This window comes from Pantoea sp. SGAir0215 (assembly GCF_043543215.1).
The window spans coordinates 925,729-952,039 of the sequence record NZ_CP028031.1; the positions used below are offsets into that span (position 1 = coordinate 925,729).

The following is a 26,311-nucleotide window of genomic DNA, read 5'->3' on the forward strand; positions in this document are numbered from 1 at the left end:
TGCAATAAATTAACGCGTAGCACTAAAGTGTAAATGCGCCACTGCCGAAAACATAAAAAAAGGTAAAGCTTACCTTTCACGTGCTTTCATCCATGCTTCTGGTGCAAGTCTGACTGGTACTATCAAGGACTCCTATGCGCAACAACCAACCTGTTTCTCAGCGTGAATATGTGTATGACGATCATGCCACACTGATGACAACGACCGATCTCAACAGCTATATCACCTATGCCAATGATGCATTCGTTGAAGCCAGTGGCTTTTCATCTGATGAGGTCAAAGGGCAGCCGCACAATATGGTGCGTCACCCGGATATGCCACCCGAAGCTTTTGCCGATATGTGGGCGACGTTAAAACAGGGCGAACCCTGGACAGCGCTGGTGAAAAACCGCCGTAAAAACGGGGATCACTACTGGGTGCGGGCGAACGCGATTCCGGTGGTGCGCAACGGTCAGGTGCAGGGTTATATGTCGGTGCGGACGAAGCCATCCGCCCAGGACGTGAAAGCCAGTGAAGCGCTCTACCGTGATTTTCGTGAAGGTCGCGCGCAAGGCCGCCGCTTTCACAAAGGATTAATTGTCCGCAGCGGCTGGCGTCGCCTCGGCTCGATCTTAAAAACGCTGCCACTGCGCTGGCGCATCCGTACGGCGCTGCTGGCTTTACTGCCGCTGTCCGTCGCGGGCGTCTGGGCGCTGGGAATGGCACCGCTGGCGCTGAGCGGATTTGCGGGCGGCATGGCCGTTCTGTTGCTGCTTGCCAGCCTGTGGCTGGAGCAGCAAATTTCCCGTCCTGTTGAGCGCATGTGCAAACAGGCACTGCGCGTGGCCACCGGGGCCAGTCACCAGGTGGAGCAGATGGACCGCATTGACGAGGTGGGGCTGACGTTGCGCGCCATTGGGCAGCTAGGGCTGATGTTCCGCTGGCTGGTGGACGATGTGAGTGGCCAGGCGATTAACGTGCTGAGCGCCAGTGACGCCATTGCCCGCAGTAACAATGAACTGAGCCGCCGGACCGAACAGGCCGCAGCGAACGTGCAGCAAACGGCCGCGACCATGAACGAAATGACCGCCACCGTGAAGAGTAATACGCAAACGGCCCAGGAGGTGAATTCGCTCTCCGTCAATACCAGCGATGCGGCAAGCAAAGGTGGCGAGGTGATGAAAGAGATGATGAGTATGATGGCGGATATCGCCGACAGCTCAGAACGCATTGCCAGCATCACCAGCGTAATCGACAGCATCGCGTTCCAGACCAATATTCTGGCGCTGAACGCCGCCGTTGAGGCGGCACGCGCGGGTGAGCAGGGTAAAGGCTTCGCCGTTGTGGCTGGCGAAGTACGCAGCCTTGCACAGCGCAGCGCAAAAGCCGCCAGCGAGATTAAAGCGCTGGTGGAAACCAGCGCCAGCCGGGTCAGTTCAGGCAACGAGCACGCCGGTGCTGCGGGACATACCATGCAGGATATTGTGCAGCAGGTGCAGAACGTCACTTCGCTCGTTGCCCAAATCAGCGCGGCCACGGCGGAACAGGCGACCGCGCTCAGTGAAGTCAGCACGGCGGTAGAAGATCTGGACGATATTACCCATCAAAACGCCGCCCGCGTTCAGGAAAGCGCAGAAGCGTCGGGTCGTATGACCCATCAGGCTAACCGTCTGGTGGAAGCGATCAGCGTGTTCCGCTAAGTTTTGACCGGCCTGCCACCGGATGGTGTTGTGCCATTCGGCGTGATCACGCTCTTCGCGCGCGCAGGGTGCGAACCGTGATCATGCCGTCTGGTACGGCATGATCGCTAAGAGGCTTTCCCGTCCTAATCGTCTCTTCTGCTGCCCAATTGCGTACCCTCAGCCAACATCCCATCACGGCCTGACTCGTCTCAGAGCATCACGGCGTAACGCCTGTCTTTGCCGTCTTGTGACATAACAGCATAGCGCTGGGCGAAAGTCGTCAGGCGCACAGGTAGTCATTAATACTGCCTGCTATGCAAGGTGTAGTCATTTAACCTTTCGTGTTTAAACAGCGCTAAACGTGCTTTTCATTTTCAGTTTTATTGAACGATATGAGCAAAACCCTCTGCTTTTTCTTGTGCGATATTCCTCCTATTATGCTTTCACACAAGGCATGTAGCCTTATATAAACGAAAAAGACCGAGGAATTGACCATGAAAATTATCAAAACTTTTGCTGCTTTAATCGCCCTGACTATTCTGCCTGCTGCGGCTTTTGCACAAACTGTGACGGCGACCGGCTCAACACTGGACAGCGCAGAAGCGAAAATTGCTGCTCAGGCGCAGGATGCTGGTGCTTCCTATAAGATCACCGAAGCGAACACCAACAACGGTGTGCACATGACGGCTGAGCTGTATAAATAAGCCTTGAACGTCTGTGCTGACAGGACGCCTGATGGCGTCCTGGCTCCGTTTTTAGCGCAACAGAACCTGTCACTTTACTGCCTCTACTCCGCTTTCCGGCATCATTCTGCCCCATCGGGCCTGTCTCTTTGACCAACAGATCGTTCGCTTAACCGTTCAGCCTTTGCCAGAAAAGCCCCTTGTATGCGCGCCATCATCCCTCAATGCTGCGCGTACCGGCGATAACCCGGGCGCGGATGTCGTCCTGAACGGACGTAACACTGCGGCATCATGCGCAATGAATGGCAGGAGAAGGAAAAGGAAAGTGGGGGAGACAATGCGGAATCGACCGCTGGTCGCCTGCGGCAACTACCCCAGGCGACCAGAAAGGTTATGACACCTCTTCTGAAGCGTCGTGCATCATTTCATCGTGCGGCACATCGTCCAGAATCTGTTCAAAACTGCGCAGACGTTTATAGATCGACATTAACTCGACCAGGGTGGACCACGAGGTAATGAGGTACTGGAACGATCCCCGAACCTGGTCAAACACGTTGGTGATCTGGTTCAGCAGGCCCAGCGTAATGGCACCGGCCACAATAGACGGGAACAACAGGAACAGCCCGAACACGTTATCCACCTGCAGATAAAGGATGCGGCTGATATTGAAGTAAAGATAGTGAAAATAGAGACGGAAATAGTTAATCCGCACATTGTGGAACAGCACTTTTACGGTCGGCGGCGTGGCGCGATCGGCGTGATCTTCGCCGTAAACCAGCTCTTTACGGTAAGCCGCTTCGACGCGCTGGTTACGGAACTCCAGGCCGGGAAGCTTAATGCCCACCAGCGCCAGCAGCGCCGTACCAAAGAGTGACCACAACACCGCCGCGATCACCAGCGCATAGGGGATGCTGCCCAGAATCGGGATACTTTTTACATGATGTGAAAGCGCCACCAGAACGGGTAAAAACGCCACCAGGGTCATAATGGCCTGAATGAAACTCACGCCCCAGCCTTCCAGCGTGGTAGCAAAGCGCATGGTATCTTCCTGCACACGCTGTGCCGCGCCTTCAACGTGGCGCAGGCGCTGCCAGTGATGCATATAGTAATTATTCATCGCAGTGCGCCAGCGGAATACCCAGTGGCTGATGAAAAAAGCATTCATCACGCCAATGACCACCGCAATCAACGCGATACCCAGGAAGGCGATGACCTGAGCATAAAATTCGGCAATCTGTACCGAACCGGCTTTCGTCAGCGCTTTTTGAATTAAATCGTAGAACGGGCCATACCAGGCATTGACGGCCACGCCAACCTGGACGCCAAACCAGGTCACAAAAATAATCAGCGCGGAGCCCCAGACCGACCAGCGCTGCCAGGGATGGTTATCAATGATGCGCCACGCAAGAGCGAACAGGGCAACCATCAGCCAGTAATAGCCATAGAACCATAACTCACCCGGCGCAATAAAGCGCATCACCGTCGTGGGCAGGGGCTGCCTGATGGCGGCCCGAAACGCAGGCCAGAAATGGGCCGGTAAATCGCTGGCAAAGCCAAACCAGGCAAAAATCGCCAGTAAACTCCAGATGGCCGCCGAACTGAAAAACGGCCCAGGTCGTGGAAAGAAAGACTTAAACATAGGTACTCCGCTGTTGTGTAATCGCTTTTATAACGTCTTAACGGCCATCTGTCTGTAGCCTGTTGTTTCTGAACATGACATTGACAACTTATATGTTAATGAAATTGTGCTTTTTTGTTTCCTTAAACTAAGTATTTGTCGGTAATGGTGTTACACTTAGCGCCACTGTTACCGGTAACAGCTTGTTGTACCCGAAATCCGCAAATAAAAACCACTACAACGCGCATTCACTTCTCTTTTTCGTACCGCAGTTGATGCGGTGATGAGGCAATGTCATGTCAGACCAGAAAAAGGGTCATTCACGCAGGGATTTTTTGCTGAAGACCATCACCCTGGCGCCCGCAGTGGCGGTAGGCAGCAGCGCATTGGGTGCCTTTTCTGCACCCGCTCAGGCACAGGCCGCAACGCCTGCCGAAAGCCAGGTCGCCCGAGACTATCAACCCAGTTGGTTTACTGCCGAGGAATTTGCGTTTATCAACGCTGCCGTGGCGCGGCTGATCCCCGCCGATGAACGCGGTCCGGGCGCGCTGGAAGCGGGCGTGCCGGAGTTTATCGATCGCCAGATGAATACGCCTTATGCCACCGGGGCCAACTGGTATATGCAGGGCCCCTTTAACCCGGATCTCCCCAAAGAAATGGGCTATCAGCTGCCGCTGGTACCGCAGCAGATTTACCGTCTCGGCCTGGCCGATGCCGACCAGTATAGCCGGCAGCAGTACGGTAAGGTCTTTGCCCAACTGAGCGCTGAACAGCAGGATGCGGCGCTTCAGGCGATGGAGAGCGGCAAGGCCCATTTCAGCCAGCTCCCCGCCAACGTGTTTTTCTCTTACCTCCTGCAAAACACCCGTGAAGGCTTCTTTAGCGATCCGATCCATGGTGGCAATCAGGGCATGGTGGGCTGGAAGCTCATCAACTTCCCTGGCGCCCGCGCCGATTTTATGGACTGGGTAGAGCGCGGTGAACGGTATCCGTTCCCGTCAGTGTCGATTCGTGGAGAGAGAAGCTGAGCATGGCAAATGAATTAAAGAAAGTGGATGCCGTGATTGTCGGCTTTGGCTGGGCAGGGGCCATTATGGCCAAAGAGCTGACCGAGGCCGGTCTGAATGTGCTGGCACTGGAACGCGGTCCGCATCGTGATACCTATCCCGATGGATCCTATCCACAGTCGATTGATGAACTGACCTATAACATCCGAAAAAAGCTGTTCCAGGATCTGTCCAAAAGCACCGTCACTATCCGTCATGATGCGTCACAGACTGCCGTGCCGTATCGCCAGTTAGCAGCTTTCCTGCCGGGCACCGGCACCGGTGGCGCAGGACTGCACTGGTCAGGTGTACATTTTCGGGTCGATCCGGTTGAGCTAAAACTTCGCAGCCACTATGAGGCGCGCTACGGTAAAAAGTTTATTCCTGAAGGGATGACCATTCAGGATTTCGGCGTGGACTACCAGGAGCTGGAGCCATTTTTTGATAAAGCAGAAAAAGTGTTTGGCACCTCCGGTAGTGCCTGGAGTATTCAGGGTAAGGTTGTCGGCAAAGACAAAGGCGGTAACCCGTTTGCGCCCGATCGCTCTGACAACTTTCCGTTGCCCGCGCAAAAGCGCACCTGGTCAGCACAGCTGTTTGCCCAGGCCGCCGAGTCAGTAGGCTATCATCCTTACGATCTGCCCTCGGCGAATACCTCAGGTCCTTATACCAACACCTATGGCGCGCAGATGGGACCGTGCAACTTCTGCGGCTACTGCAGCGGTTACGCCTGCTATATGTATTCCAAGGCCTCACCTAATGTGAATATCCTGCCTGCGCTGCGTCAGGAGCCAAAGTTTGAACTGCGCAATAATGCTTATGTGCTGCGCGTCAACCTCACGGACGATAAGAAACGCGCTACCGGCGTCACCTATGTAGACGCGCAGGGGCGTGAACATGTGCAACCGGCAGATCTGGTCATCCTGTCAGCCTTCCAGTTCCACAATGTCCACTTAATGCTGCTGTCCGGCATTGGCCAGCCTTACAACCCGATCACTAACGAAGGCACGGTCGGACGCAACTTTGCCTACCAGAACCTGTCGACGCTGAAAGCACTGTTCGATAAAAACACCACCACCAACCCGTTTATTGGGGCAGGCGGTGCCGGTGTCGGCGTGGATGATTTCAACGCCGATAACTTTGACCACGGGCCGCATGGTTTTGTCGGTGGATCGCCATTCTGGGTCAATCAGGCGGGCACCAAACCCATCTCGGGTCTGCCCACCCCGCCGGGAACACCTAACTGGGGTAGCCAGTGGAAGGCCGCCGTTGCCGATACGTACACGCATCACCTTTCTATGGATGCCCATGGTGCGCACCAGTCTTACCGCGTGAACTATCTGGATCTGGACCCGAATTATAAAGACGCCTACGGTCAGCCACTGCTGCGTATGACGTTTGACTGGCAGGAAAATGACATCAAGATGGCGCAGTTTATGGTGGGGAAAATGCATAAAATCGCCGAAGCCATGAACCCGAAAATGATCATTGGCGGGGCTAAAAAACCCGGCACACATTTCGACACCACCGTCTACCAGACCACCCACATCAGCGGCGGGGCGATTATGGGTGAGGATCCTAAAACCAGCGCGGTTAACCGCTATCTGCAAAGCTGGGATGTGCCTAACGTCTTTGTGCCTGGCGCATCGGCGTTTCCTCAGGGACTCGGCTATAACCCCACCGGTATGGTGGCGGCATTGACTTACTGGTCAGCGAAAGCGATTCGCGAGCAGTATCTGAAAAACCCAGGCCCTCTGGTGCAGGCATAAGGATGATGGCGATGAAAAACGGCATTTTAGCCCTGATTCTGGGCGGTATTTCCTTTGTTGCCCTGGCCGATGAGAGCACTAGCGATCTGATAAAACGCGGCGAGTATCTGGCCCGCGCGGGCGACTGTGTCGCCTGCCACAGCAGTGAAGGCGGCAAGCCCTTCGCAGGTGGCTTGCCGATGGCCACGCCGATTGGCACGATCTACTCAACGAACATCACGCCGGATAAATCGACCGGGATTGGTGATTACAGCTACGATGACTTTCAGAAAGCCGTGCGGCACGGTATTGTGAAAAATGGCGATACGCTCTATCCCGCCATGCCTTATCCCTCTTATGCGGTGGTCAGCGATGAGGACATGAAGGCGCTGTATGCCTACTTCATGCATGGCGTCGCCCCTGTCAGTCAGGCCAACAAAGCGAGCGATATCCCCTGGCCTCTGTCGATGCGCTGGCCGCTGGCGATCTGGCGCAACCTGTTCGCACCGGATGTAAAAGCGTTCCAGCCTGCCGCGCAGGAGGATCCGACGCTGGCGCGAGGCCGTTACCTGGTAGAAGGGCTGGGTCACTGCGGTGCCTGCCATACGCCGCGTAGCGTGACCATGCAGGAGAAAGCGTTAACCAACGCCGACAGTAACGATTATCTGGCGGGCAGCAGTGCGCCGATTGATGGCTGGACCGCCAGCAACCTGCGCGGGGACAACCGTGACGGCCTGGGCCGCTGGAGTGAGGATGACCTGCGCCAGTTCCTGCGCTATGGCCGTAACGATCACACCTCAGCCTTTGGCGGCATGGTGGATGTGGTTGATCACAGCCTGCAGCACCTGACGGATGACGACATCACGGCGATTGCCCGTTACCTGAAGTCGCTGGGTGCGAAAGATCCGCATCAGGTGGCTTTTAGCGTGGATGACGCGACCGCGAAGGCCTTATGGAAAGGCGATGACAGCCAGACAGGCGCTGCGGTCTATGTCGACAGCTGTGCGGCCTGCCATAAAACGGACGGCAGCGGCTATACACGCTTTTATCCCGCGCTGCGCGGCAACCCGGTGGTGATGGCGGACGATCCGACCTCGCTGATTCACATTGTGCTGGTCGGAGGCGAGCTGCGTGGGGTGAAGGGCGCGCCGTCAACGATTACCATGCCTGCCTTTGGCTGGCGTCTGAACGATCAACAGGTCGCAGACGTGGTGAACTTCATCCGTCACAGCTGGGGCAATAACGTACCGGGAATGGTCACCGCGAAGCAGGTGGCTGACCTGCGCAAGGATGTGAAAGATCGTCAGGGCAGTGCAGATATCAAGGTGTTAGAAGGCAAGTAACACGTTAGGTTGCAGCCTTCCCCCACCGGGGGAAGGCTGCACGATCAAATATTTTCCAGCGTCATACCGCGCGTCTTAGGACCAAAAACGCCCACCGACAGCATCACCATCAGCATGCTCAATACAATAAAGGCGATGACGCCATGCGTACCGGTGTGCTGCAAAATCACGCCGATCAGAAGACTGCTAAAGGCGGTCGATAACCGACTAAAGGAGTAGCAAAAACCTACTGCTCGGGCGCGGATAGCGGTCGGGAAAATCTCGGTCTGGTAAGCATGATAACTGCAGGTCAGCCAGGCATTAGAGAAGGTGATCAAAAATCCGCATATCACCAGCAACACCGGGTTCGTCTGCAGGGCAAACAGCGTACCAAACACCACTGTCATCAGCGAAGAAAGGACGATTTGCCATTTATTCTCAAGCTGGCTGGTAAAGCTGCCACAAATCAACGAGCCGATGGGATAGGCCAGCGTGATAAAAAAGGCATACAGCAGGCTATGGGTAATGGACGTACCCTGCCCGGACAGCAGCGCAGGCAGCCAGTTACCAAAGCCGTAGAAGCCAATCGCCTGGAAGAAGTTCATTATCACCAGCATCAGGGTGCGGTTACGGTAGCGCGGAGCCCAGATGTCGCGGAAGCGGCTTTTCGTGTCAGAGGCTGCCGCAGGCTGTGAGTGCGTCAGGTGTTGGCCGGGCACGATGCCGCAGCGTTTTTCCATGGCCGACATCACGGCATGGGCGTCTTCATGCCGTCCCTGCTGGGCCAGCCAGCGGGCGGATTCCGGCAGGTTTTTACGCACCAGCCAGATAATCAGCGAGCAGACAGCGCCCGCGATGACCACCCAACGCCAGCCCTCCAGGCCCAGAATATGTTGCGGCATCAGCCACCATGACATGAGCGCCACTGTTGGCACCGATAAAAACTGAATAAAAAAGGAGAAGGCAAACGCCCGGTTACGCAGATGCGTGGGCACCCATTCGCTCAGGTAGGTGTCGATGGTTACCAGCTCCACGCCCAACCCAATACCGACCAAAAAGCGACACAGAATCACCATCTCTGCGCTGTGCTGAAACGCCATCAGTAACGAGAAAAATCCGTACCAAGCTAACGCACAGATAAAGGTCAGCCGACGGCCAAACCGATCGGCAAAAGGCGTAAGCAAACTGGCCCCCACAAATAAGCCCAGAAAGGTCGCCGACGCAAATGCGGCCTGATCGGTAATGCCCAGAATACCGGCGCTGCCCGCATGGAAAATGCCGGCGGCCAGTAACCCTGTGCTGATATAGCCGGTTTCAAACAGATCGTAGAGTTCAAAAAAGCCGCCTAACGCCAGTAGCGAGATGAATCGCCACAAACCGCCAGAAGAGGGCAGCGCGTCAATGCGCCCGGCTAAGCTGGTATGGGCAGTCGACGAGGCAGACGTCGGTGCCATCCCTGAAGTCAAGGCTGGTGTCATTTAGAGTAAACCTCATGTAAGGATGATGGCCATTCTCACTACAGGCAATAATCGCTTTGAAACAGGTGCCCGTTCGCGAGCAGGAAGCAGCAGAATAATCAATTCTCTGATTCTTGCCGATAGGAATAGTGGTGAATTTTTAACAGGGCAGAGTCCAGTTATGGCTGGATCGGATGGGCGGTCAGCGTTCAGACGCGGTGCAGAGAGAAATAAGGTCAAGTCAGATGCGATAACAGCCTGTCAGGTGGAGATATCACCTGACAGACTTCCCTGCCCGCCCCGCTTTTTTTCCGGGGTGGGCAGGCGATTAGGCGTCAGCCAGACGGAACGCCGACACGGAATGTGTCAGGTACTGCGCCTGCTCCTCCAGCGACGCGGCCGCGGCGGCCGATTCCTGCACCAGTGCGGCGTTTTGCTGGGTCACGCTGTCCATTTCGGTCACCGCCTTTTCAATCTGGCTGATACCATGATGCTGCTCATTGGAGGCCGTCGAAATGTGATCCATCAGAACGTTGACCCGGCCGACCGAGGCAATAATCGCATTCATCGCTTCACCGGTCTGGCTGACCTGATCGGAGCCGACCCGGATTGTCGCCACCGATTCTGCAATCAGTCCTTCAATTTCTTTTGCCGCCACCGCACTGCGCTGGGCGAGATTGCGTACTTCGCCCGCTACCACGGCAAATCCGCGACCTTGCTCACCGGCTCGCGCGGCTTCAACGGCCGCGTTCAACGCCAGAATATTGGTCTGGAACGCTATGCCGTTAATGACGTTGGTGATGTCTTCGATTTTTTTCGAACTCTCGTTAATTTTTGACATGGAAACGATGACCTGCTGGGACACGTGTTCGCCGCTCTCCGCATTCTTCACGGCTTCGCTGGCCAGACGGCAGGCTTCAAAGACATTGTCCGTATTCTGTTTCACGGTCGCGCCCAGCTGCTCCATACTGGCGGCCGTTTCGGTCAGGGCTGCGGCCTGCTGTTCCGTGCGCGAGGCCAGGTCAACGTTGCCGCTGGCAATTTCCTGCGAGGCGAAAGAGACCGCCTGGGTTGCCTGGCGGACGCGGGTAATAATGCCGGTCAGCGCGGTACGCATGCTTTCCATAGAGGTCATTAACTGCTGAATCTCGCTCTTTGAACCGGTATTGACCGGCACCGGTTTGTCCAGAATTCCTGCGGCAATCTGGCTGCAGTGGGCTTTGGCGTGATCAAGCGGCGATAAAATATAGCGTCTGACAAAGACCAGTATGGCCACGATAATGGCAAGAAACAGCACACCAAATACGACTAACAACAGGATCCCAGAGGAAAAGTTGCTCTGGGCATCCGTATTGAGTTTCTTCGCAAAGGCTTCATGTTGTGCCAGCACCTTGTCCAGGACAATTTCATACTGGCGATCCAGGCGCACGACGTTTGCGATCTGGTTTTTAAAGCGCTGCTGGTCCCCGGCCTCGGCCGCTGCGATTAAAGGCTGAATGCCCTGATCGCGGTAGGCCAGGTAAGCCTGACGATAGCGTTCTGCTTCCGCTTCTTCTCCCGGAATACGTGGCGCGTTCAGATAAGCCTGGAAAGCGGCATCGGCTTTAGCGGCAACGCTTTTTACGCTGTCCAGTGAAGCGGCGCCCTGCGGGCCACCATTCTCCGTCTCTTTCATGTACTCCATCAGACGGACGCGTAAGGTACGACTGTGGTTGATGGGGTCAATCACCGACAGCACCACACGAATTTCTTTATTCACGGCATTAAGTGACGCGTTGCTGCGGGCCAGTAACCAGATGCTGACGGAAATACTGATAAGAAAAAGAATTAACAGAAAAGACAACACCAACAGTGATGATTTTTTTAACGACATAACACAGTCCTGAACAGGGGGGATTATGGACAGATATATCGGCATCCTGGGGCTAAATATTTAGCTGGAACGCACCGAAATAAGCACAGAATTAAGTGCATAAAACATAAGCGAAATAATGAACCAACTGATTCACTATTATCAGGTTGACGTTTCGCTTGCCGCTTCGGTTATTTCATGCGTTAACGCCGGCGGTATGGTTTTCAGGTCCAGTAATAGGTTGAGTCAACGAGGAAGTGCAAAGCAGGAAAGTGCGGTTGTCAGCATTTGTCTGAACAGTTCATTTATTATTTATTTTAAGGTATTGTAATTTAAGGGTTAATTCTAATCCTTGCAGTAGTAAATAAAAGTGACTATTGCCTGTGAGATAATATGGTTATTAACACGTAAAACATTATTAGCGTACCAGGCATTGATTTAATTGAAAAAAAACGGGGGCGACGTCTCAGGCGATTGGGTAAATCCTCTGAAAGGAGATTCTTTGCGCCGTTATGAATCCTCTTCTCTGCGCTGTCGTCTACACTTATTACTTCTTTATAAGGAAGTTTCTACTCACCTGTATCGAGGTAATAATGCAAGTATGTCCTTATTTGTTTCTCTATGGTCGCTGTGAAGAGGCGATGGAATTCTATTTGCAGGCAACAGGTGGACAGCTGCTGCAAAAAATGACGTTTGGTGATATGCCGGAGCAGGGTGAACAGATTGGCGACCAGTCTGCACCCCCGTTGCCACCTGAAAAAATTATGCATGCGCATCTGCGTATCGGGCAGGGCGAACTGATGATGAGTGACGGCAATCCTGACCAGCCACCGGCGTCAGAGCACGCAGGCTATGCCGTCAGTCTGGCGACCACGGATGCAAAACAGGGTAAAGCCTGGTTTGAAAAGCTGTCAGCAGGCGGGAAAGTCACCACACCGTGGCAAAAAACTTTCTGGTCTGATGGCTTCGCCATGTTTATTGATAAATTCAATATTCCGTGGCGCATTAACGTTGTTAAATCAGACGAGTAATTTGTCGGTGATGCCGTTCAACGGCGTTGGATGGCGCATACAACAGTGGCCTTCCCAGGGGGAAGGCCACCGTCAATTACCGTGCCTGTCTTGCAACAAACTGATCAGAAGTTATAGCCAGCCACCAGATAGTAACCCCAGCCCGTTGATTTAATTTCAGACGCGCTGCTGCCAAAACCTAACTCCTGACCGTCTCCCCACTGACCGCCGTTATGGAAGTAACGCGCCACAGCAGAGAAGTGCCAGTGCTCGTAGCCCAGTGACAGGATATGACTGGAGGCGATGGAATTACTGGTACGGATCGGCCCGGTCTTATCACGCAAGTCTGAGCCCCAGTCGAAGTTGGTAAAGCCTACATAGCCCAGGTTACCACCCCAAAGTGTGGTGATTGGCACGAAATACTTCACCTTAAAGCGATAGCCGTCCCAGCTGTCTTCGTTCGCAGCACCGTAGTTTTCCCACTGGTACTTGGCATAGACGTTCAGTGACAGACCGATATCGCTGTGCGTATCGATGTCGGTGCCCAGGCCCATGTACCAGGTGTTCTGGCGGTTTGCGCTGTTACGGCCCATATCGTAGATATAGTTGTTGGCAAAATACCACTCTTTAAACGGACCGAAAGCCAGGCTGGTGCCGGTCAGTTTATCAATAGAGAAACGCGGTTCGATTTCCATGAACAGGGGTGAACCGTGGTCGAAAATACCGTTGGCGTTGTTGTTACCTACGCCAAAGAAGTTTGGCAGGTCAACGTAGCCGTAAAAATCAAACCAGTCTTTTTTGGCGAACGCTTCGTATTCCAGATAGACATCGTTATTGAACTGGGGCCCGAAGCGGGTGTGGTAACTGCCCACCACGTTGACGCTCTGATGCCACCAGTCGGAAAGGTACTGGGGATCGTTTTCTGCAGCCTGCACTGCACCGTTCAGGGAGCCTGCCAGCAGGGCACCTGCAACTAACGTTTTAAATTTCATTATATTTGACCACTGGTTTTCATACGCAAGACAATCGTTTGCGTGCTGTTTGGAAATCAATCCCAAAGGTTGGGCAGTAATGTACTCAGGCCGCCTGTTTTAGTTAGCGTAGCGTGCCTGTAACAGAGAGATAGAAAATAGCTTTTGATCACATTTGTCAAAATGTGTTGCATAACAATTCATCATAATTGTGATGATTATCACAATATAGGGTTGTGGCGAACGGAACCAGGCAACCGTTTACGTTGTCGGGTTCCGAATCGATCGGCAGGAATCAGGGAAAGGTGACGCGCACCTGAAAACCGCAGCGCAGGCCTTGTGCGTCCCGACAGTTGGCAAGGGCAACGTCGATATGGTGTTTCTGGGCGACGCTGCGCACGATAGACAGACCTAAACCGCTGCCCTGCGCTTTAACGTCGGGTGAACGGGCAAAGCGATCGAATGCGCGTTCAAGAAAGGATTCCGGTACACCCGGACCGTTATCAACGATGTCGACAACGGTTTGTCCCGCCACACGATGCAGCAGCACATCGACCATGCTGCCTTCAGGCGTATGTAACATCGCGTTGCCAATCAGATTATCAAACAGGCTGCGAAGTTCGGAACGCCCGGCCTGCAGTCGATAGTGCGTGGTGCCGCTAAAGCCAATGTCGATACCGCGTTTATCCGCCACAACCATGAGCTGTTCAATACTCTCTTTCAGCACATCTTCCAGATCGATATTTTCGAGGTGCGCGACGACTGACTGATCTTCCCAGCGCGACATATTCAGCAGTTGAGTGACCAGATGGCGCGTGCGGGTCACACCTGATTCCAGTTGAGCGAACTGACGGCTGGCCTCACCGGGTTGAATGTGCTGACGCAGATTTTCCAGTTGCAGCGTGACGGCGGTGACCGGCGTCCGCAGTTCATGAGCGGCATCTTCCATAAACTGACGTTGTGAAGACCAGGCGGCACGCAGTTTATCCAGTAAGGAGTTGTAGGCCTCAACCAGGGGCTGAATTTCGTCGGGCAGCCGTTCCGGCGATACGCTGTGGGGATGGTGCGCATCCTGGGCGGCGATTTCTCGCGAGGCAACGCGCAAATCCCGGGTGATCTTGCGCACGACCAGCCAGATGACCAGCAGCGACAGCGGCATCATCAAAATCAGCGGAATAATCGCCGATAGCGCCCGTCGCACCATCATCTCTTTCATGTAGCTCAGGTTCAGCATGACCTGAATGGTTTTAATCTCACTGCCTGGCTGACCGGAACGGGTGTAAATGCGCCATTCACAGTCGCGGCAGTCACCGATCTGCACGTCTTTGTAGCCATTTTCCGGCTGTAAGGGCGCATGCAACTCTGGCCATGAGCTGGATCGTAACCGGCCCTGCGCATCCCACAGTTGAATGACAAAGGCACTTTTGATCTTATGCGCAGGCGCAATCACCGGCATCAACGGGGGGATTTCACGGTTAACGGACCACGCATCGGCCAGCTTGGCGAGCTGTTCGTCCTTAATGACGCCAACCATTTCGCCGTAGCAGTTAAAAAAATACCAGGCGACACCGCCAATCATCAGTAAATGAATCAACAGCAGGGTACTGAGTAATTTATTTCGTAATGAACGCATAAAGATTTTCATATTGCCGGTACTCGCCAGCCCAGCCCACGCACGTTGCGAATCACATCATTATCCAGCTTGCGCCGCATCCCGTGGATAAGAACGTCCACGGCATTGCTGCTGACTTCTTCGCCCCAGCCGTAGATACGGTTTTCCAGCTGTTCACGTGACAGAATGGCACCGGGCCGCTCCAGCAGAGCATAAAGCAGGGCATATTCCCGGGCGGTGAGCTGTTCACGCTGCCCTTTGTACAGGACTTCGCGGGTCAACATATCCAGTTGAACATCGCCGCTGCCCAGCACCGAATCGGCAGAACCATGGTGGCGTCGGGTGATCGCGCGCATACGGGCCATGACTTCCTGCAGATCAAAGGGTTTGAGCAAATAGTCATCTGCCCCGTAATCCAGGCCCTGTACCCGCTGAGCGACCGTGTCGCGTGCGGTCAGAATTAATACCGGTGTGGCATCACCGCGCCCACGTGCGCGTTTGAGCACCTGCAACCCGTCGTCGCGAGGCAGACCGAGGTCGAGCAGCACGCAACTGTAACCGCCTTCGCTCCAGGCATTGTGCGCATACACGCCATCGCGTACCCAGTCGACAGACCAGCCCGCGGCTTCCAGCGCCTGCTGTAAATTGGCACCGATCATTTCATCATCTTCAACCAGCAACACGCGCATGGATGACGTCCCCCAGAAAAATGACCCCAGTGTAGCGCTGGATTATTAGCGCAGAATTATTGCTGTTACCAGCCTCAGCACTCTTACCGCACTGGCCGGGAAGGCGACAAAACCTGGCGTCGGTGCAGGCATGGAGCGCTTTGCTAATTCTGCGCTAATTTTCCGCTAATTAAAGGATAAATTTAGCGCGCTAAAGTGTGTTCCTGCACATCTGCTTTAACCAGGAGAACACCATGAATCAGCGCGAGTTTATTCGTAGTTTGCTGGAATGGATAGAAAGCAATTTAGGACACGATCTGCATCTGGACGAAGTCGCCCGCCGGGCGGGCTATTCCCGTTGGCACTTACAGCGTTTGTTTCGCCAGCACACCGGTTTCTCACTTGCCGAGTACATCCGCCAGCGCCGCCTGACCGAATCGGCCCTGACGCTGCTCAACAGCAATGAAGCGATCCTGCAGGTGGCGATGAACTACGGCTTTGATACGCAACAGGCCTACACGCGCACCTTTAAAAACTATTTTATGATGACGCCCGGCCAGTTACGACGCCAGCGCCGTGTTGAACCGGATCGCTTGTTGTTTCCTCTCGCCATGGCCAGTTAGTCTCTGTATGGACATTGCCATCCTGATCGCTTGTGGCAATGTCCATACATCGCCCGCGCGATGTTCTGCCTCCTTTCCGCCGTGATGTTGTCAGCTTTCCTGACGTTCCTTTATGCTTAACGCCTGATACATGGCGCGCCTGCCATGTTGCACCCGGCGGCAGCATGCCGCGATGTCCGCAGGAAGCCCATGAATAACAGCGATAACCTCATCGCCATGATGGTGTTTGCACGCGTGGTTGAATTAAAAAGCTTCACAGAAGCCGCGCGCGTACTCGGCGTGTCAAAATCCCACATCAGTCGGGAGATCGCCGGACTGGAACAACGGTTGGGGATCCGTTTACTGCAGCGCACCACCCGCAGGATGACCCTGACCGAATTAGGCCAGGCTTACTATCCCTACTGCGTGCGCATGCTGGATGAAATGCAGCGGGCAGAGGCGTTTGTTCAGGAGACGCATCAACATCCCGTTGGACATGTGCGCCTGCAGGCTCCCGTTACCTTCGGCTGTCAGTGCATCGTTCCCATCCTCAATCGCTTTCTGCGCGGTCATCTGCACATCAACGTCGACCTCAGTCTGACGGATAACAACGACGAGACGATGGACGAAGGCGTGGATGTCGCGGTTATCATCCGCGCTCATGCGCCACGTCAGGGCAATTTCCGGGTACTGAACGATATCCACTGGGGGCTGTATGCCGCCCCGGCTTATCTGGCGCAGCATCCTGCTATCTCGCATCCTCGCCTGTTACCGCGCCATGATTTATTGATGTTCCACGGTCCGGCACACACGGCTGCGCTGCCTTTTCGCCGTGATAAACAGCGCCTGGCGGTGGATGTCCGCAGCCGCTTTCGCGCTAACAACAGTATGGCTTTGCTGAATGCCGCGCTGGCAGGCACGGGTATTGCCTATTTGCCTTCGTACATGGTGCAGGAAGCCTTGGCGCAGGGCACGATTGTGCAGGTGCTGTCAGAGTGGCAGATGGATCGCTTGCAGAGTTACCTGCTGGTGCATCAGGAAAGTCTGGCGGTTTCCGCGGTCAATCTGCTCTGTGATGTGCTTATCAGCCAGCTCAGTGGTCGCTGATTGTTGCAATACAGCAACAAACTATGCCAGCAGACAAATATCCCGCCCTCACTGTTGTTGTCTCGTGACCATTGGTAGCCTGAATCCCTGAACATAAGGGGGATATCGCATGGCAACCGCGTCGGAAGCACCTGACTCTGAACACTGGCAACGCAACTTGTGGGTTTGCGTATTCGGCTCCTTTACCACACTGGTAGCGATGACGCTTCTGCTGCCGTTTTTGCCGTTGTATGTGCAGCAGCTTGGCGTCAACGCGCCTGCTGCAATTGCGCGCTGGTCGGGCATCGCCTATGGTGCCACCTTCTTCAGTGCGGCCTTAACTGCACCGCTGTGGGGGAGACTGGCCGATCGCTACGGACGTAAGCTGATGCTCATCCGCGCCAGTCTGGGTATGGCAGTAGCCATGGCGCTGACGGGCATGGCGACGGCGGCCTGGCAACTGGTGGCGCTGCGTTTACTGGCGGGATTACTGGGCGGTTATGCCTCCGGTTCGACCATTTTGATTGCGGCACAAACGCCCAAAGCGCACACCGGATGGGCTCTGGGTGTGCTGGCATCCGGCATGATGGCCGGTAACATTGTTGGTCCGCTGCTGGGTGGCGTCCTGCCGCCGCTGATAGGGATTAGAGCGACCTTCTGGCTGATGGGGGCGATCATCTTTGTGGCCTTTCTGGCGACGACCTTTTTACTGAAAGCGCGGCCGCCGGTGCGAAAAACCGACCAGGAGCTGTCTCAGCCGGTTGACGACCCGTCGCCGCACAAGCTTGTTAACGTCAGGCTGATGTGGCTCTCAGGCATGCTGCTGATTTTTGCCAACATGTCGATTGAGCCGATCATTACCCTGTATATCGGCCAGTTTTTACATGAGCAGCATGCCATAACGCTGATGTCGGGTGTGGTCATGGCGGCAGCCGCGCTGGGCAGCATTCTTTCCGCGCCTTATGCCGGCAGGCTGGCCGACCGTATCGGCCACTGGCGCGTACTGAGTGGCGGATTGCTGAGCTGTGCGCTGTTACTCATTCCGCAGGCGTTTATTACCGACGCCTGGCAACTTCTGCCTCTGCGTTTTTTGATGGGGCTGGCGCTGGGCGGATTGATGCCCTGTATTACCGCCATTATTCGTCACACTGTTCCGGCCACGCAGGTGGGGCGGATGCTGGGCTATTCCACCTCGGCGCAGTATATCGGGCAGGTAACGGGGCCGGTGTTCGGCGGGTTTATTGGCGGCGCATGGGGCATGCGGCCCGTCTTTCTGGCGACCAGCCTCGTGGTGGGCGTGTGCGCCTGGCTAAACTGGCGGCAGGGCAGAAAGGGCGGAAGGTCGGCATAAAAAAGGCGGACCGGAGTCCGCCTTGTTTTTACAGGTTCAGGTTATTTCTGGTCCGGCAGTGCATAGGCAATGACATAATCGCCCAGTTTGGTACCAAATGAACCATGGCCACCGGCAGCAATCACGACGTACTGCTTACCGTTAACTTCATAAGTCATTGGTGTCGCCTGACCGCCTGCTGGCAGACGCGCCTGCCACAGCAGCTCACCGGTATCGGTGCTGTAAGCACGCAGGTAGTTATCGGCCGTTGCGCCAATAAAGAACACTTTACCGGCTGTGGCGACCGGGCCACCCAGCATTGGCATACCCATTTTGAATGGCAGCGGCACTGGCGCACTGTCACGAACGGTACCAATACGTTTCTTCCAGACGACCTTATTGGTTTTCAGGTCAACCGCCGATACATAACCCCATGCAGGCTGTTTACAGGGCAGACCAAACGGTGACAGGAACGGATTCAGTTCCACGCCATACGGCACGCCGTACTGCGGCTGAATACCGGTTTCGGTACCGGAACCGCCTGTTGCGCCGGCTGGTGGCTCTTCCGGGTTACCCGGTCCGCGCGGAATCAGCTTGGACACAAACGGCAGTGCCATTGGGTTGGCAATGGCAATCTGACGATGCGGATCGACCGAAATCCCGCCCCACTCAAACATGCCCAGGTTACCCGGGAACACCAGCGTACCTTGCTCAGAAGGCGGGGTGAACGGACCTTCATAGCGCAGGCGTTTGAAGATCACGCGGCACACCAGTTGGTCGTACATCGTGGCGCCCCACATGTCCTTGTCCGTCAGATTCTGTTTTGGACGGAAGGTCAGTTCAGAGTAAGGCTGAGTCGGAGAGACGTGGTCGCCTTTTGCGGCACCCTGCGGAACCGGGGTTTCGGGGGCCGGTACAACGGTTTTACCGGTACGGCGGTCCAGGACGAAAATGTTCCCGGTTTTCGCTGGCGCATAAATCACCGGCACGGTGTTACCGTCTTTATCGGTAATATCGGCCAGCGTCGGCTGCGACGGCAGATCCATGTCCCACAGATCGTGATGCACGGTCTGATAAGACCACACCAGCTTACCGGTGGTGGCATTCAAGGCCAGGACGCTGCTCGCATAACGCTCCTGCTCTGGGGTGCGGCTACCGCCCCAGATATCAGGCGTTGTCACGCCCATAGGCAGATAAACGATATCCAGTTTCGGATCGTAGACCGCAGGTGCCCAGGAGTTCGGCGAGTTCATGGTGAACGTGTGTTCATCCGCCGGAATCGCGTTGGGATCTTTCGCACCCGGATCAAATACCCACAGCAGTTTGCCTGTATTAACGTCAAAACCACGGATAACGCCGGATGGCTCACGGGTTGAGAAGTTATCGGTCACCGCACCCGCCATCACGATGGTGGTGTCGGTAATCACTGGCGGAGAGGTCGGCTCATACATGCCAGGCGTAGTGACCGGCTGTTTGTGCTGAAGATCCAGCTCACCGTTATTACCAAAGGCCGGGCAACGTTCACCGGTTTCCGCATCCAGTGCAAACAGGCGACCATCGTTCACAGGCAGGTAGATACGACGCGAGCACAGCGCAGGCTGCGTATTCGCGGCATCTTTAGCTGCCGGGAACTCGTGGTAGGACACACCACGGCAGGTAACATGCTGGAAGGTTGGGTCAGTTTTCAAACCGGGATCAAATTTCCATTTCTGCTTACCCGTTGCCGCATCCAGGGCGAACAAAATCTGGTGAGGTGAGCAGAGATACAGCGTGTCGCGGGTTTTAATCGGCGTCACTTCATCGGTGATTTCACCGGGATCGCTCGGCTTTTTCATATCGCCGGTCTGGAACTGCCAGGCAACCTGCAGCTCTTTCACGTTATCGTGATTGATCTGCTTCAGCGGTGAATAGCGTGTACCTTGCTGATCGCGCGCATAAGCTGGCCAGTCAGCATCGGCAACATTGCTCAACGGCTGAGCCTGCGTCGCCGTATCTGCTGTGGCAGGCACGGCGCCGTTAACAACCTGCGGATCGTTAAAGACGGCATAGGCTAATACGACTGCACTGGCCACCAGGGCAACCGCCATGGCACTCAATGGGCCTTTGCCTGGGCGATAAAAGACCCGGTAAACAAAAGGCAACACCAGCCAGACGCCAAAAATGACCAGGACATCGGTGCGAGGTGCCAGCGCCCAGAAGTCAGTACCGACTTCCCAAACGCCCCATGCCAGGGTCGCCAGCAGCAGTAATGCATAGACCAGCAGCGCAGCACTGTTTCGACGCCAGAGCAGAAAAGCGGTAAGCAGCATAGCTGCACCACCAATGATGTAGTACCAGGAACCACCAATCGTGGCTAACCAGATACCACCAATTAACATGAACGCACCCGTTAGCACGGCGAACAGCACCGTTAAAAAACGGACCACGCTAAAGGATGAGGAGTTTTTCCCCATAATGTTGACCTCGTTTCGTTGCCATAAAACACAAGAAAACAATCAGATAGATTGTTTTCAGTCATAAAGTACAAAAGTTAAAGGCATTCTTAATTAGGCTCTTCCGTTAAGCTCGATGATCCAGATGTGTTAAATGTTATAGCAAAATTGGTATGAGTTTTGATTTTTTTGGCTTAAAACTCTTAACAACGCACCTAAGGCAACACTTTAGAAGGGGTTAATGGTTCATCTCGATATGATCCATTACTAATCGAACGCAGGAAAGGTTAAAGCGTAAAAGGAATGAGATCGCCCGATAAACGCTGTAATTGCCAGCCGCTGATGTTCACGGCTGCGAGTTGTTCTGCACTTAACGTTGGATCATAACCGCGGACGAATATCTCGGCGCCTTTTTCCCTTAACGATTCAATTAAGAAAGGAAAACTAAATTTCCGATAGTTGTCATTAAAGAAGGTTTCACTCAGGACAATTGCGGAAAAGGGAAAAGATTCGACTAAATGCCACTCTGCGCCAGGCGGTGCGAAATCAAAAAGCCAGAAAGCATAGGTGTTAATTAATTCCAGTAATCTTTCCCGGTAAAGCAAAAGACTGTGATAATTAATACCAATACGCACCCGTGAATCCTGCAAAGGTAAATAACGCGCAGGCTGATTCATCCATTCCTTTAACTGGCGATCGCACAGCGGAATAATCATTAATGCTGCTTCAGTTGCAAGGTGATTGTGTAATGAAATAATGTTGTCGTCATTAAGTATCATTTTCTCAGGACGTGCAAAGTCCGCATTGGGAAGATGATAGCAAATACCGGCCACCTGGCTCGTGACGTGATGAATAGGCTCAGTAATATAAGGGTTATATAAGCTATTTTTCATTATCTCTTCGAAACGTTTTTTATGTTTGCTGTGCGTTATATTTTTTCATTAACAAAGTGAAGTACGGCAATGAATATACGCTATTCTGTTGGCAAACACATTATCTCACTCTTCTTATTAGGCATTCATTTAACTTTATATGACATCTAATTATAACGTTGAATGGTTTTTCCAGACGTGATTACTGCACGCATGTTAATTTAGCAACACGCGATAACTTTACGAAATCGGGAAAGTCCGCAGTTAAGATTCACAGAATAAACTGTCGTGTTTTTGCCTGACTTACCGCTTCGGTTATGGCTTTATTTTCTCCTGGCTAAAGTTAGCAGCAGAGTTATCGGTTTTTTTATCGTTCGCACGTAATTATGATTGTGATAATCGTGACAGAAAACGCGACCAGATTGCTAAATAGCGTGACGAATTGAGGGGCGTACGAAACGGTATGGCAGGCCGGACAGGGCGGGTACAGGCATTGTCCTCAACGCCCGAAGAAACCGGGCTGTGGCTGACTGGTCCCTGACGCCGCAAGGCGCGTGCAGCGCCGAATGGCCTGACAGGAGCCACTCTGAATGTGGCTCCTGTACTCCTGTAAGCAGGCAGCCACACTGGCGCGCCTCAGCGTGAACCTGATAAAGGCGTCGCAGGTGCGGAGAGTCGTTCACGCACAGGCTGTCAGCAACCTTTCGTGTCGGCGGGCAGGCTGGTAAGAAACGGTACGTTTCCCTTTGCCCTAAAAAAAAAACCGGCCCAGAGGGCCGGTTTGAGTGAGGTACCAGTCAGTGATGCTAGCGATCAACCTGATGCTCTCGGGGAAGAAAAGATCAGGAGGGAACTAAGGCGTTCCCGTTTTTCCCAGGTTGGCGTCAAAATTTTCCCAGCTTTCGGTCAGATCGATGACGCTGCGGGTTTTGCGCGCTTCGTCAATCTTAATGGCCGTCAGGCCCGCTTCCAGTGCATCGATCACAGAAACTTTTAGCGGCGTGCCCTGCTTAATATGTTTCACGATCTCTTCAGCCATCAAGGCATCGGCCCCGTAGTGGCCATCATAGGCATTACCGTTATAGATGGTTTCAACCTCTTTTTCGCCGGTACGTGCGTTGTGCACGCGGAAATAGTTACGGACAAAATCGCCCTCGGCCATGCCGTCAGTCCCGATCACGCAGAAGCGACGGAACTCGTCCGGGACATTCAGGTTGGCGTGAAAGGCGAGCGTCGCGCCACTGGCATATTCAATCAGGGCCGTCTGGTAATCGACGATGTCCGCATCGCTGTCAAAGACCGCGTCGGTACTCGCCCAGCCACTCGGTTTAGTATGGTAAATCTCAGACTGCGCATTCACTGCGCCCTGCGGCGCATGTTGCGGTGTAAAGGATTTACGTCCACCAAAGCTGGCAACCCGCACAGGACGTTCCTGCATTAATCCCTGATAGAGATCGATGTCGTGACAGCATTTTTCCAGAATATAGGGGCCGGCATATTTTTCCAGCCTGCGCCAGTCGCGCTGAAAGAACGCGCCATGGTAAGGCTTGATATGCTCAGTGGCTTCAATTGAGGTAATTTCACCCAGTCGACGATCGTCCCGTGCGGCCAACAGATCGTGGTACAGCGGCGAATAACGCAGCACCAGCCCAACCAGGATTCGGTCTTCACCGTACTGGCGCACCAGTCTTGCCATCGACATCGTCTGTTCTTCATTGATCACGACAGGCTTTTCCGTAAATACGGTATAACCTGCTGCCAGCGCCTGCGTGACATGCTCAAGATGCATAAAGTTTGGCGAGCCCACCAGCAACAAATCAAAGCCGCCGTGCTGCAGCAGCGCGTCAATGGAGTCAAACGCCTTGCCGGGATCGATACCAAAACTGTGCAGATTCGGCAGCCCGGCAGGTGCGGGATCGCAATAGCCTACCAGCGAAAATGCGGGATCGGCTTTGTGAAACTCTTTAACCACGTGAGAAAGACGAAAGCCGAGACCAATAATGCCTACTTTCATGGGAAACCCCTGATCCTGAGTTCTGACAACGGTAATCACGCCGCTGACCGGACGTTATGGTTGAGATGCTGACCACCAACTTATTACGATGGAAAAAGTAATGTCAATAACGGGTTGTGTGATTTGCGTACGTATTTTTTGTTATTTAACTGATTTTAAATAAAAAATAGTTTTTGTTTTTTCCCTATATTTATTTGTTATTGCGATTTAAGTTTTTTTCACCTATCGTTCGCAGATTACAGAATCGAGATGAGTTAAGGCGGGAGGAAGCGCGTGCAATCACACTATCTCCTTGGTATTGATGGCGGCGGCACCCAGTGTCGCGCACGGTTAACCGACAGCGAGGGCACGCTCCTGGCCCAGGCTGTGGGCGGTCCCGCTAACGTCTGGTCCCAGTTCGATGCCGCACTGAACAGCGTTGAACAGTTAATCGCGGCGGTGCTGTCTCAGGCCGGCCTGGCCCCCGAGGCGCTGTCTCACACGTCGCTGGTAGCCGGTTTAGCAGGGGCCAATGTGGCCTCCGTTCAGGCACGTCTGGCACAATGGCAGCCCGACTGCGCGGCCCTGCAGGTCGTCAGTGATGTGGAAATCGCCTGCGCCGGTGCGCATGCGGCGGCACCGGGCGCGGTCTTTATTACCGGCACCGGGAGCCAGGGCGCGGCATGGGATGGCGAACGCTTTACGCTGCTGGGCGGCTGGGGATTTGCGCTTTCCGACCAGGGATCGGGCGCTGAGCTTGGTCGACGGGCACTGCGACTGGCGCTGCTGGCGCATGAAGCCATTGTTGAACGTACCGCATTGACGCACAGCCTGATGGCGCGTTTTGATCACAGCCCGGAATCCATGCTGCTGTGGACGCGCGATGCCATGCCGGCCGACTGGGCGCGCGTGGTGCCCGAGGTTTTCGCCGCGGCACATGCAGACGATCCTCATGCGACCGTCTTACTGCGGCAAACCGCTCACGATATTGGTTTGATGGTGAATCGTCTTTCCGCCATCAGTCAGGGGCAGGTTGCGTTAATGGGCGGGCTGGCAACCCCGATTTTGCCCTGGCTGGCAAGCGATGTGCAGGCTCGCCTGGTCGCTGCGCAATACGATGCGCTGGACGGCGCATTAATGATGGCACGATCAAATCTGAGGACTTTATGATCGCTCCCAACGTCACCGCGCGCATTCTGCGACTGATTGTGGAACATGCGCCCATCAGTCAGTCTGACCTGAAGGTTCGCAGTGGACTCAGTATGTCGACCGTGTCTCAGGCGACCAACCGCCTGCTCGCCCAGGGCATTGTGCAGGAGCTTGGCCTGCGGCGGGTCTCAATGGGGCGGCCTAAAACGCTGCTGGGGCTGAATCCCGATCGCGCCAGCGTCATCGGAATCCAGCTGAATGCCGAACGTAACCTGATCGTCATGACGGATCTCAGCGGCAATTTGCTGGGGGAACAGCAGATGCCTGCGGGCGCGATCACGCCGCGTCAGTTAGGCGACGCACTGGCCAGGTTTTTACGCGGTGTTGAAGAAAAACACGTCGGTGCGATTGGCCTGGCCCTGTCCGGTTTAGTCGATGCCGAAAACGGCTACTGCATCCGGTCTAAAGTTCTCGACTGGGAAAATGTCCCCATTGCGCAGCTACTGGAAACGCGCTTTTCTCTGCCGGTCTTTATCGAAAACGATGCCAACGCGATGGCGATGGCAACGATGGTCTTTGGGCAACTGGGTCATGCACAGTCTGCCGTTATCGCCACGTACGGCAAAGGCATCGGTGCGGGCATCATTCTCAACCGGCGACTGTACCGTGGACGGCACGGCAAAGCGGGCGAAATTGGCAATGGCCTGGTCGGTGATGGCTCGATGCGCCTGCTGGAGGATGTGGCCTCGTCCCGCGCCATTCTGCAACGTGTGGCGCAGGATGAGGAGGGCGGTCCGTTAACGCTGCAGGCGCTTGATCAGCGTCCGACGGCCGATGTGCTGGCGGCGCTGGAAGAGGCCGGTCGTGAGCTGGGAATTTCACTGGCAAACCTGTCGGTCGCCTACGATCCGGATATCGTTTATCTGGCTATGGAGCCGCATATGGCCTCGCGTATTCTTTTAGACCATATCACCCAAAGCTTTCAGGCCTATCGTCTGAAGCTTACGCCTCATATGACACCGCTGCAGTTTCTGACCGAATCCAACCGGATGTGGGCCCTGGGCGCGGCGGGTTTCGCCGTGAACATGCTGCTCGACCTGCTGGCTGCACAGGCAGACGAAGAACCGGTGACCTGACGAGGGGCACGCAGGCCGCTGGTACGATGATGCGGTCTGCACTGGTGAAGCTGGAAAAGTCAT

General features: G+C 54.6%; 20 protein-coding genes. 11 read left to right on the forward strand and 9 right to left on the reverse strand.

Translation table 11 applies throughout. The annotated features are described in order from the left end of the window. The first annotated feature begins 134 nt into the window (after window positions 1-134). Together C1N64_RS04420 and C1N64_RS04425 are read left to right on the forward strand one after the other, a co-directional pair. Window positions 135-1,679 (forward strand): methyl-accepting chemotaxis protein, encoded by a 1,545-nt coding sequence (locus tag C1N64_RS04420; RefSeq protein WP_133745486.1) that lies wholly within the window; start codon window positions 135-137, stop codon window positions 1,677-1,679. Between the two features lie 476 nt (window positions 1,680-2,155). Next, entirely contained in the window at window positions 2,156-2,365 is a 210-nt protein-coding gene (locus tag C1N64_RS04425; protein WP_375124261.1) for a YdgH/BhsA/McbA family protein, read from the forward strand. Between the two features lie 370 nt (window positions 2,366-2,735). On the opposite strand, the gene sbmA is transcribed toward C1N64_RS04425, so the two are convergent. Next, a complete protein-coding gene (gene sbmA, locus C1N64_RS04430) occupies window positions 2,736-3,983 on the reverse strand; it encodes a peptide antibiotic transporter SbmA (RefSeq protein ID WP_375124262.1) in 1,248 nt (415 codons plus the stop codon). 275 nt (window positions 3,984-4,258) lie between these two features. On the opposite strand from sbmA, the gene C1N64_RS04435 reads away from it, so the two are divergent. The 3 genes from C1N64_RS04435 to C1N64_RS04445 are packed head-to-tail and all read left to right on the forward strand — an operon-like array spanning window position 4,259 to window position 8,099. Next, entirely contained in the window at window positions 4,259-4,990 is a 732-nt protein-coding gene (locus C1N64_RS04435; protein WP_054634656.1) for a gluconate 2-dehydrogenase subunit 3 family protein, read from the forward strand. A gap of 2 nt (window positions 4,991-4,992) precedes the next feature. Next, a complete protein-coding gene (locus C1N64_RS04440) occupies window positions 4,993-6,777 on the forward strand; it encodes a GMC family oxidoreductase (protein ID WP_006121596.1) in 1,785 nt (594 codons plus the stop codon). Window positions 6,778-6,788: 11 nt separating this feature from the next. After that, entirely contained in the window at window positions 6,789-8,099 is a 1,311-nt protein-coding gene (locus C1N64_RS04445; protein WP_394515272.1) for a c-type cytochrome, read from the forward strand. Between the two features lie 44 nt (window positions 8,100-8,143). On the opposite strand, the gene C1N64_RS04450 is transcribed toward C1N64_RS04445, so the two are convergent. Both C1N64_RS04450 and C1N64_RS04455 read right to left on the reverse strand, forming a co-directional pair. After that, window positions 8,144-9,556 (reverse strand): MFS transporter, encoded by a 1,413-nt coding sequence (locus tag C1N64_RS04450; protein ID WP_039339046.1) that lies wholly within the window; start codon window positions 9,554-9,556, stop codon window positions 8,144-8,146. Between the two features lie 307 nt (window positions 9,557-9,863). Further along, on the reverse strand, window positions 9,864-11,408 hold the full coding sequence (locus C1N64_RS04455; protein WP_033739011.1) for a methyl-accepting chemotaxis protein: 1,545 nt from the start codon (window positions 11,406-11,408) through the stop codon (window positions 9,864-9,866). 572 nt (window positions 11,409-11,980) lie between these two features. On the opposite strand from C1N64_RS04455, the gene yjdN reads away from it, so the two are divergent. Beyond that, window positions 11,981-12,418, forward strand: coding sequence for a VOC family metalloprotein YjdN (gene yjdN, locus C1N64_RS04460; RefSeq protein WP_394515273.1), 438 nt, complete (start codon window positions 11,981-11,983; stop codon window positions 12,416-12,418). A 104-nt stretch (window positions 12,419-12,522) separates the two neighbouring features. Here the strand turns inward: yjdN and C1N64_RS04465 are convergent, their stop codons facing one another. The 3 genes from C1N64_RS04465 to C1N64_RS04475 all read right to left on the reverse strand — a co-directional run bounded on the left by C1N64_RS04465 (window position 12,523) and on the right by C1N64_RS04475 (window position 15,669). Next, window positions 12,523-13,389 (reverse strand): nucleoside-specific channel-forming protein Tsx, encoded by an 867-nt coding sequence (locus C1N64_RS04465; protein ID WP_006121691.1) that lies wholly within the window; start codon window positions 13,387-13,389, stop codon window positions 12,523-12,525. 274 nt (window positions 13,390-13,663) lie between these two features. Then, the gene (locus C1N64_RS04470; RefSeq protein WP_006121690.1) at window positions 13,664-15,013 is read right to left on the reverse strand and encodes a sensor histidine kinase; all 1,350 of its coding nucleotides are present in this window, start codon (window positions 15,011-15,013) and stop codon (window positions 13,664-13,666) included. Further along, window positions 15,010-15,669 (reverse strand): response regulator, encoded by a 660-nt coding sequence (locus C1N64_RS04475; protein ID WP_394515274.1) that lies wholly within the window; start codon window positions 15,667-15,669, stop codon window positions 15,010-15,012. The genes C1N64_RS04470 and C1N64_RS04475 overlap by 4 nt, the downstream gene beginning before the upstream one ends. A gap of 233 nt (window positions 15,670-15,902) precedes the next feature. On the opposite strand from C1N64_RS04475, the gene C1N64_RS04480 reads away from it, so the two are divergent. From C1N64_RS04480 to C1N64_RS04490, 3 genes are all read left to right on the forward strand, one after another. Continuing rightward, window positions 15,903-16,271, forward strand: coding sequence for a helix-turn-helix domain-containing protein (locus tag C1N64_RS04480; RefSeq protein ID WP_006121688.1), 369 nt, complete (start codon window positions 15,903-15,905; stop codon window positions 16,269-16,271). A gap of 189 nt (window positions 16,272-16,460) precedes the next feature. Further along, window positions 16,461-17,357 carry a LysR family transcriptional regulator gene (locus C1N64_RS04485; RefSeq protein WP_394515275.1) on the forward strand — a complete coding sequence of 299 codons (897 nt, stop codon included), beginning with the start codon at window positions 16,461-16,463 and terminating at the stop codon, window positions 17,355-17,357. A gap of 109 nt (window positions 17,358-17,466) precedes the next feature. After that, entirely contained in the window at window positions 17,467-18,687 is a 1,221-nt protein-coding gene (locus C1N64_RS04490) for an MFS transporter (RefSeq protein ID WP_058702344.1), read from the forward strand. 41 nt (window positions 18,688-18,728) lie between these two features. On the opposite strand, the gene C1N64_RS04495 is transcribed toward C1N64_RS04490, so the two are convergent. The 3 genes from C1N64_RS04495 to C1N64_RS04505 form a co-directional block, all read right to left on the reverse strand. After that, window positions 18,729-21,119, reverse strand: coding sequence for a glucose/quinate/shikimate family membrane-bound PQQ-dependent dehydrogenase (locus C1N64_RS04495; protein ID WP_394515276.1), 2,391 nt, complete (start codon window positions 21,117-21,119; stop codon window positions 18,729-18,731). A gap of 266 nt (window positions 21,120-21,385) precedes the next feature. Then, entirely contained in the window at window positions 21,386-21,991 is a 606-nt protein-coding gene (locus C1N64_RS04500) for a hypothetical protein (protein WP_033739027.1), read from the reverse strand. A gap of 832 nt (window positions 21,992-22,823) precedes the next feature. Beyond that, window positions 22,824-23,984 (reverse strand): Gfo/Idh/MocA family protein, encoded by a 1,161-nt coding sequence (locus C1N64_RS04505; protein ID WP_058702345.1) that lies wholly within the window; start codon window positions 23,982-23,984, stop codon window positions 22,824-22,826. Window positions 23,985-24,257: 273 nt separating this feature from the next. Here C1N64_RS04505 and C1N64_RS04510 point away from each other — a divergent pair, with 273 nt between their 5' ends. Together C1N64_RS04510 and C1N64_RS04515 are read left to right on the forward strand one after the other, a co-directional pair. Continuing rightward, window positions 24,258-25,133, forward strand: coding sequence for a BadF/BadG/BcrA/BcrD ATPase family protein (locus C1N64_RS04510; protein ID WP_039339041.1), 876 nt, complete (start codon window positions 24,258-24,260; stop codon window positions 25,131-25,133). Further along, entirely contained in the window at window positions 25,130-26,248 is a 1,119-nt protein-coding gene (locus C1N64_RS04515; RefSeq protein ID WP_033739033.1) for an ROK family transcriptional regulator, read from the forward strand. Before C1N64_RS04510 ends, C1N64_RS04515 begins: the two co-directional genes overlap by 4 nt. Window positions 26,249-26,311: the final 63 nt, after the last annotated feature.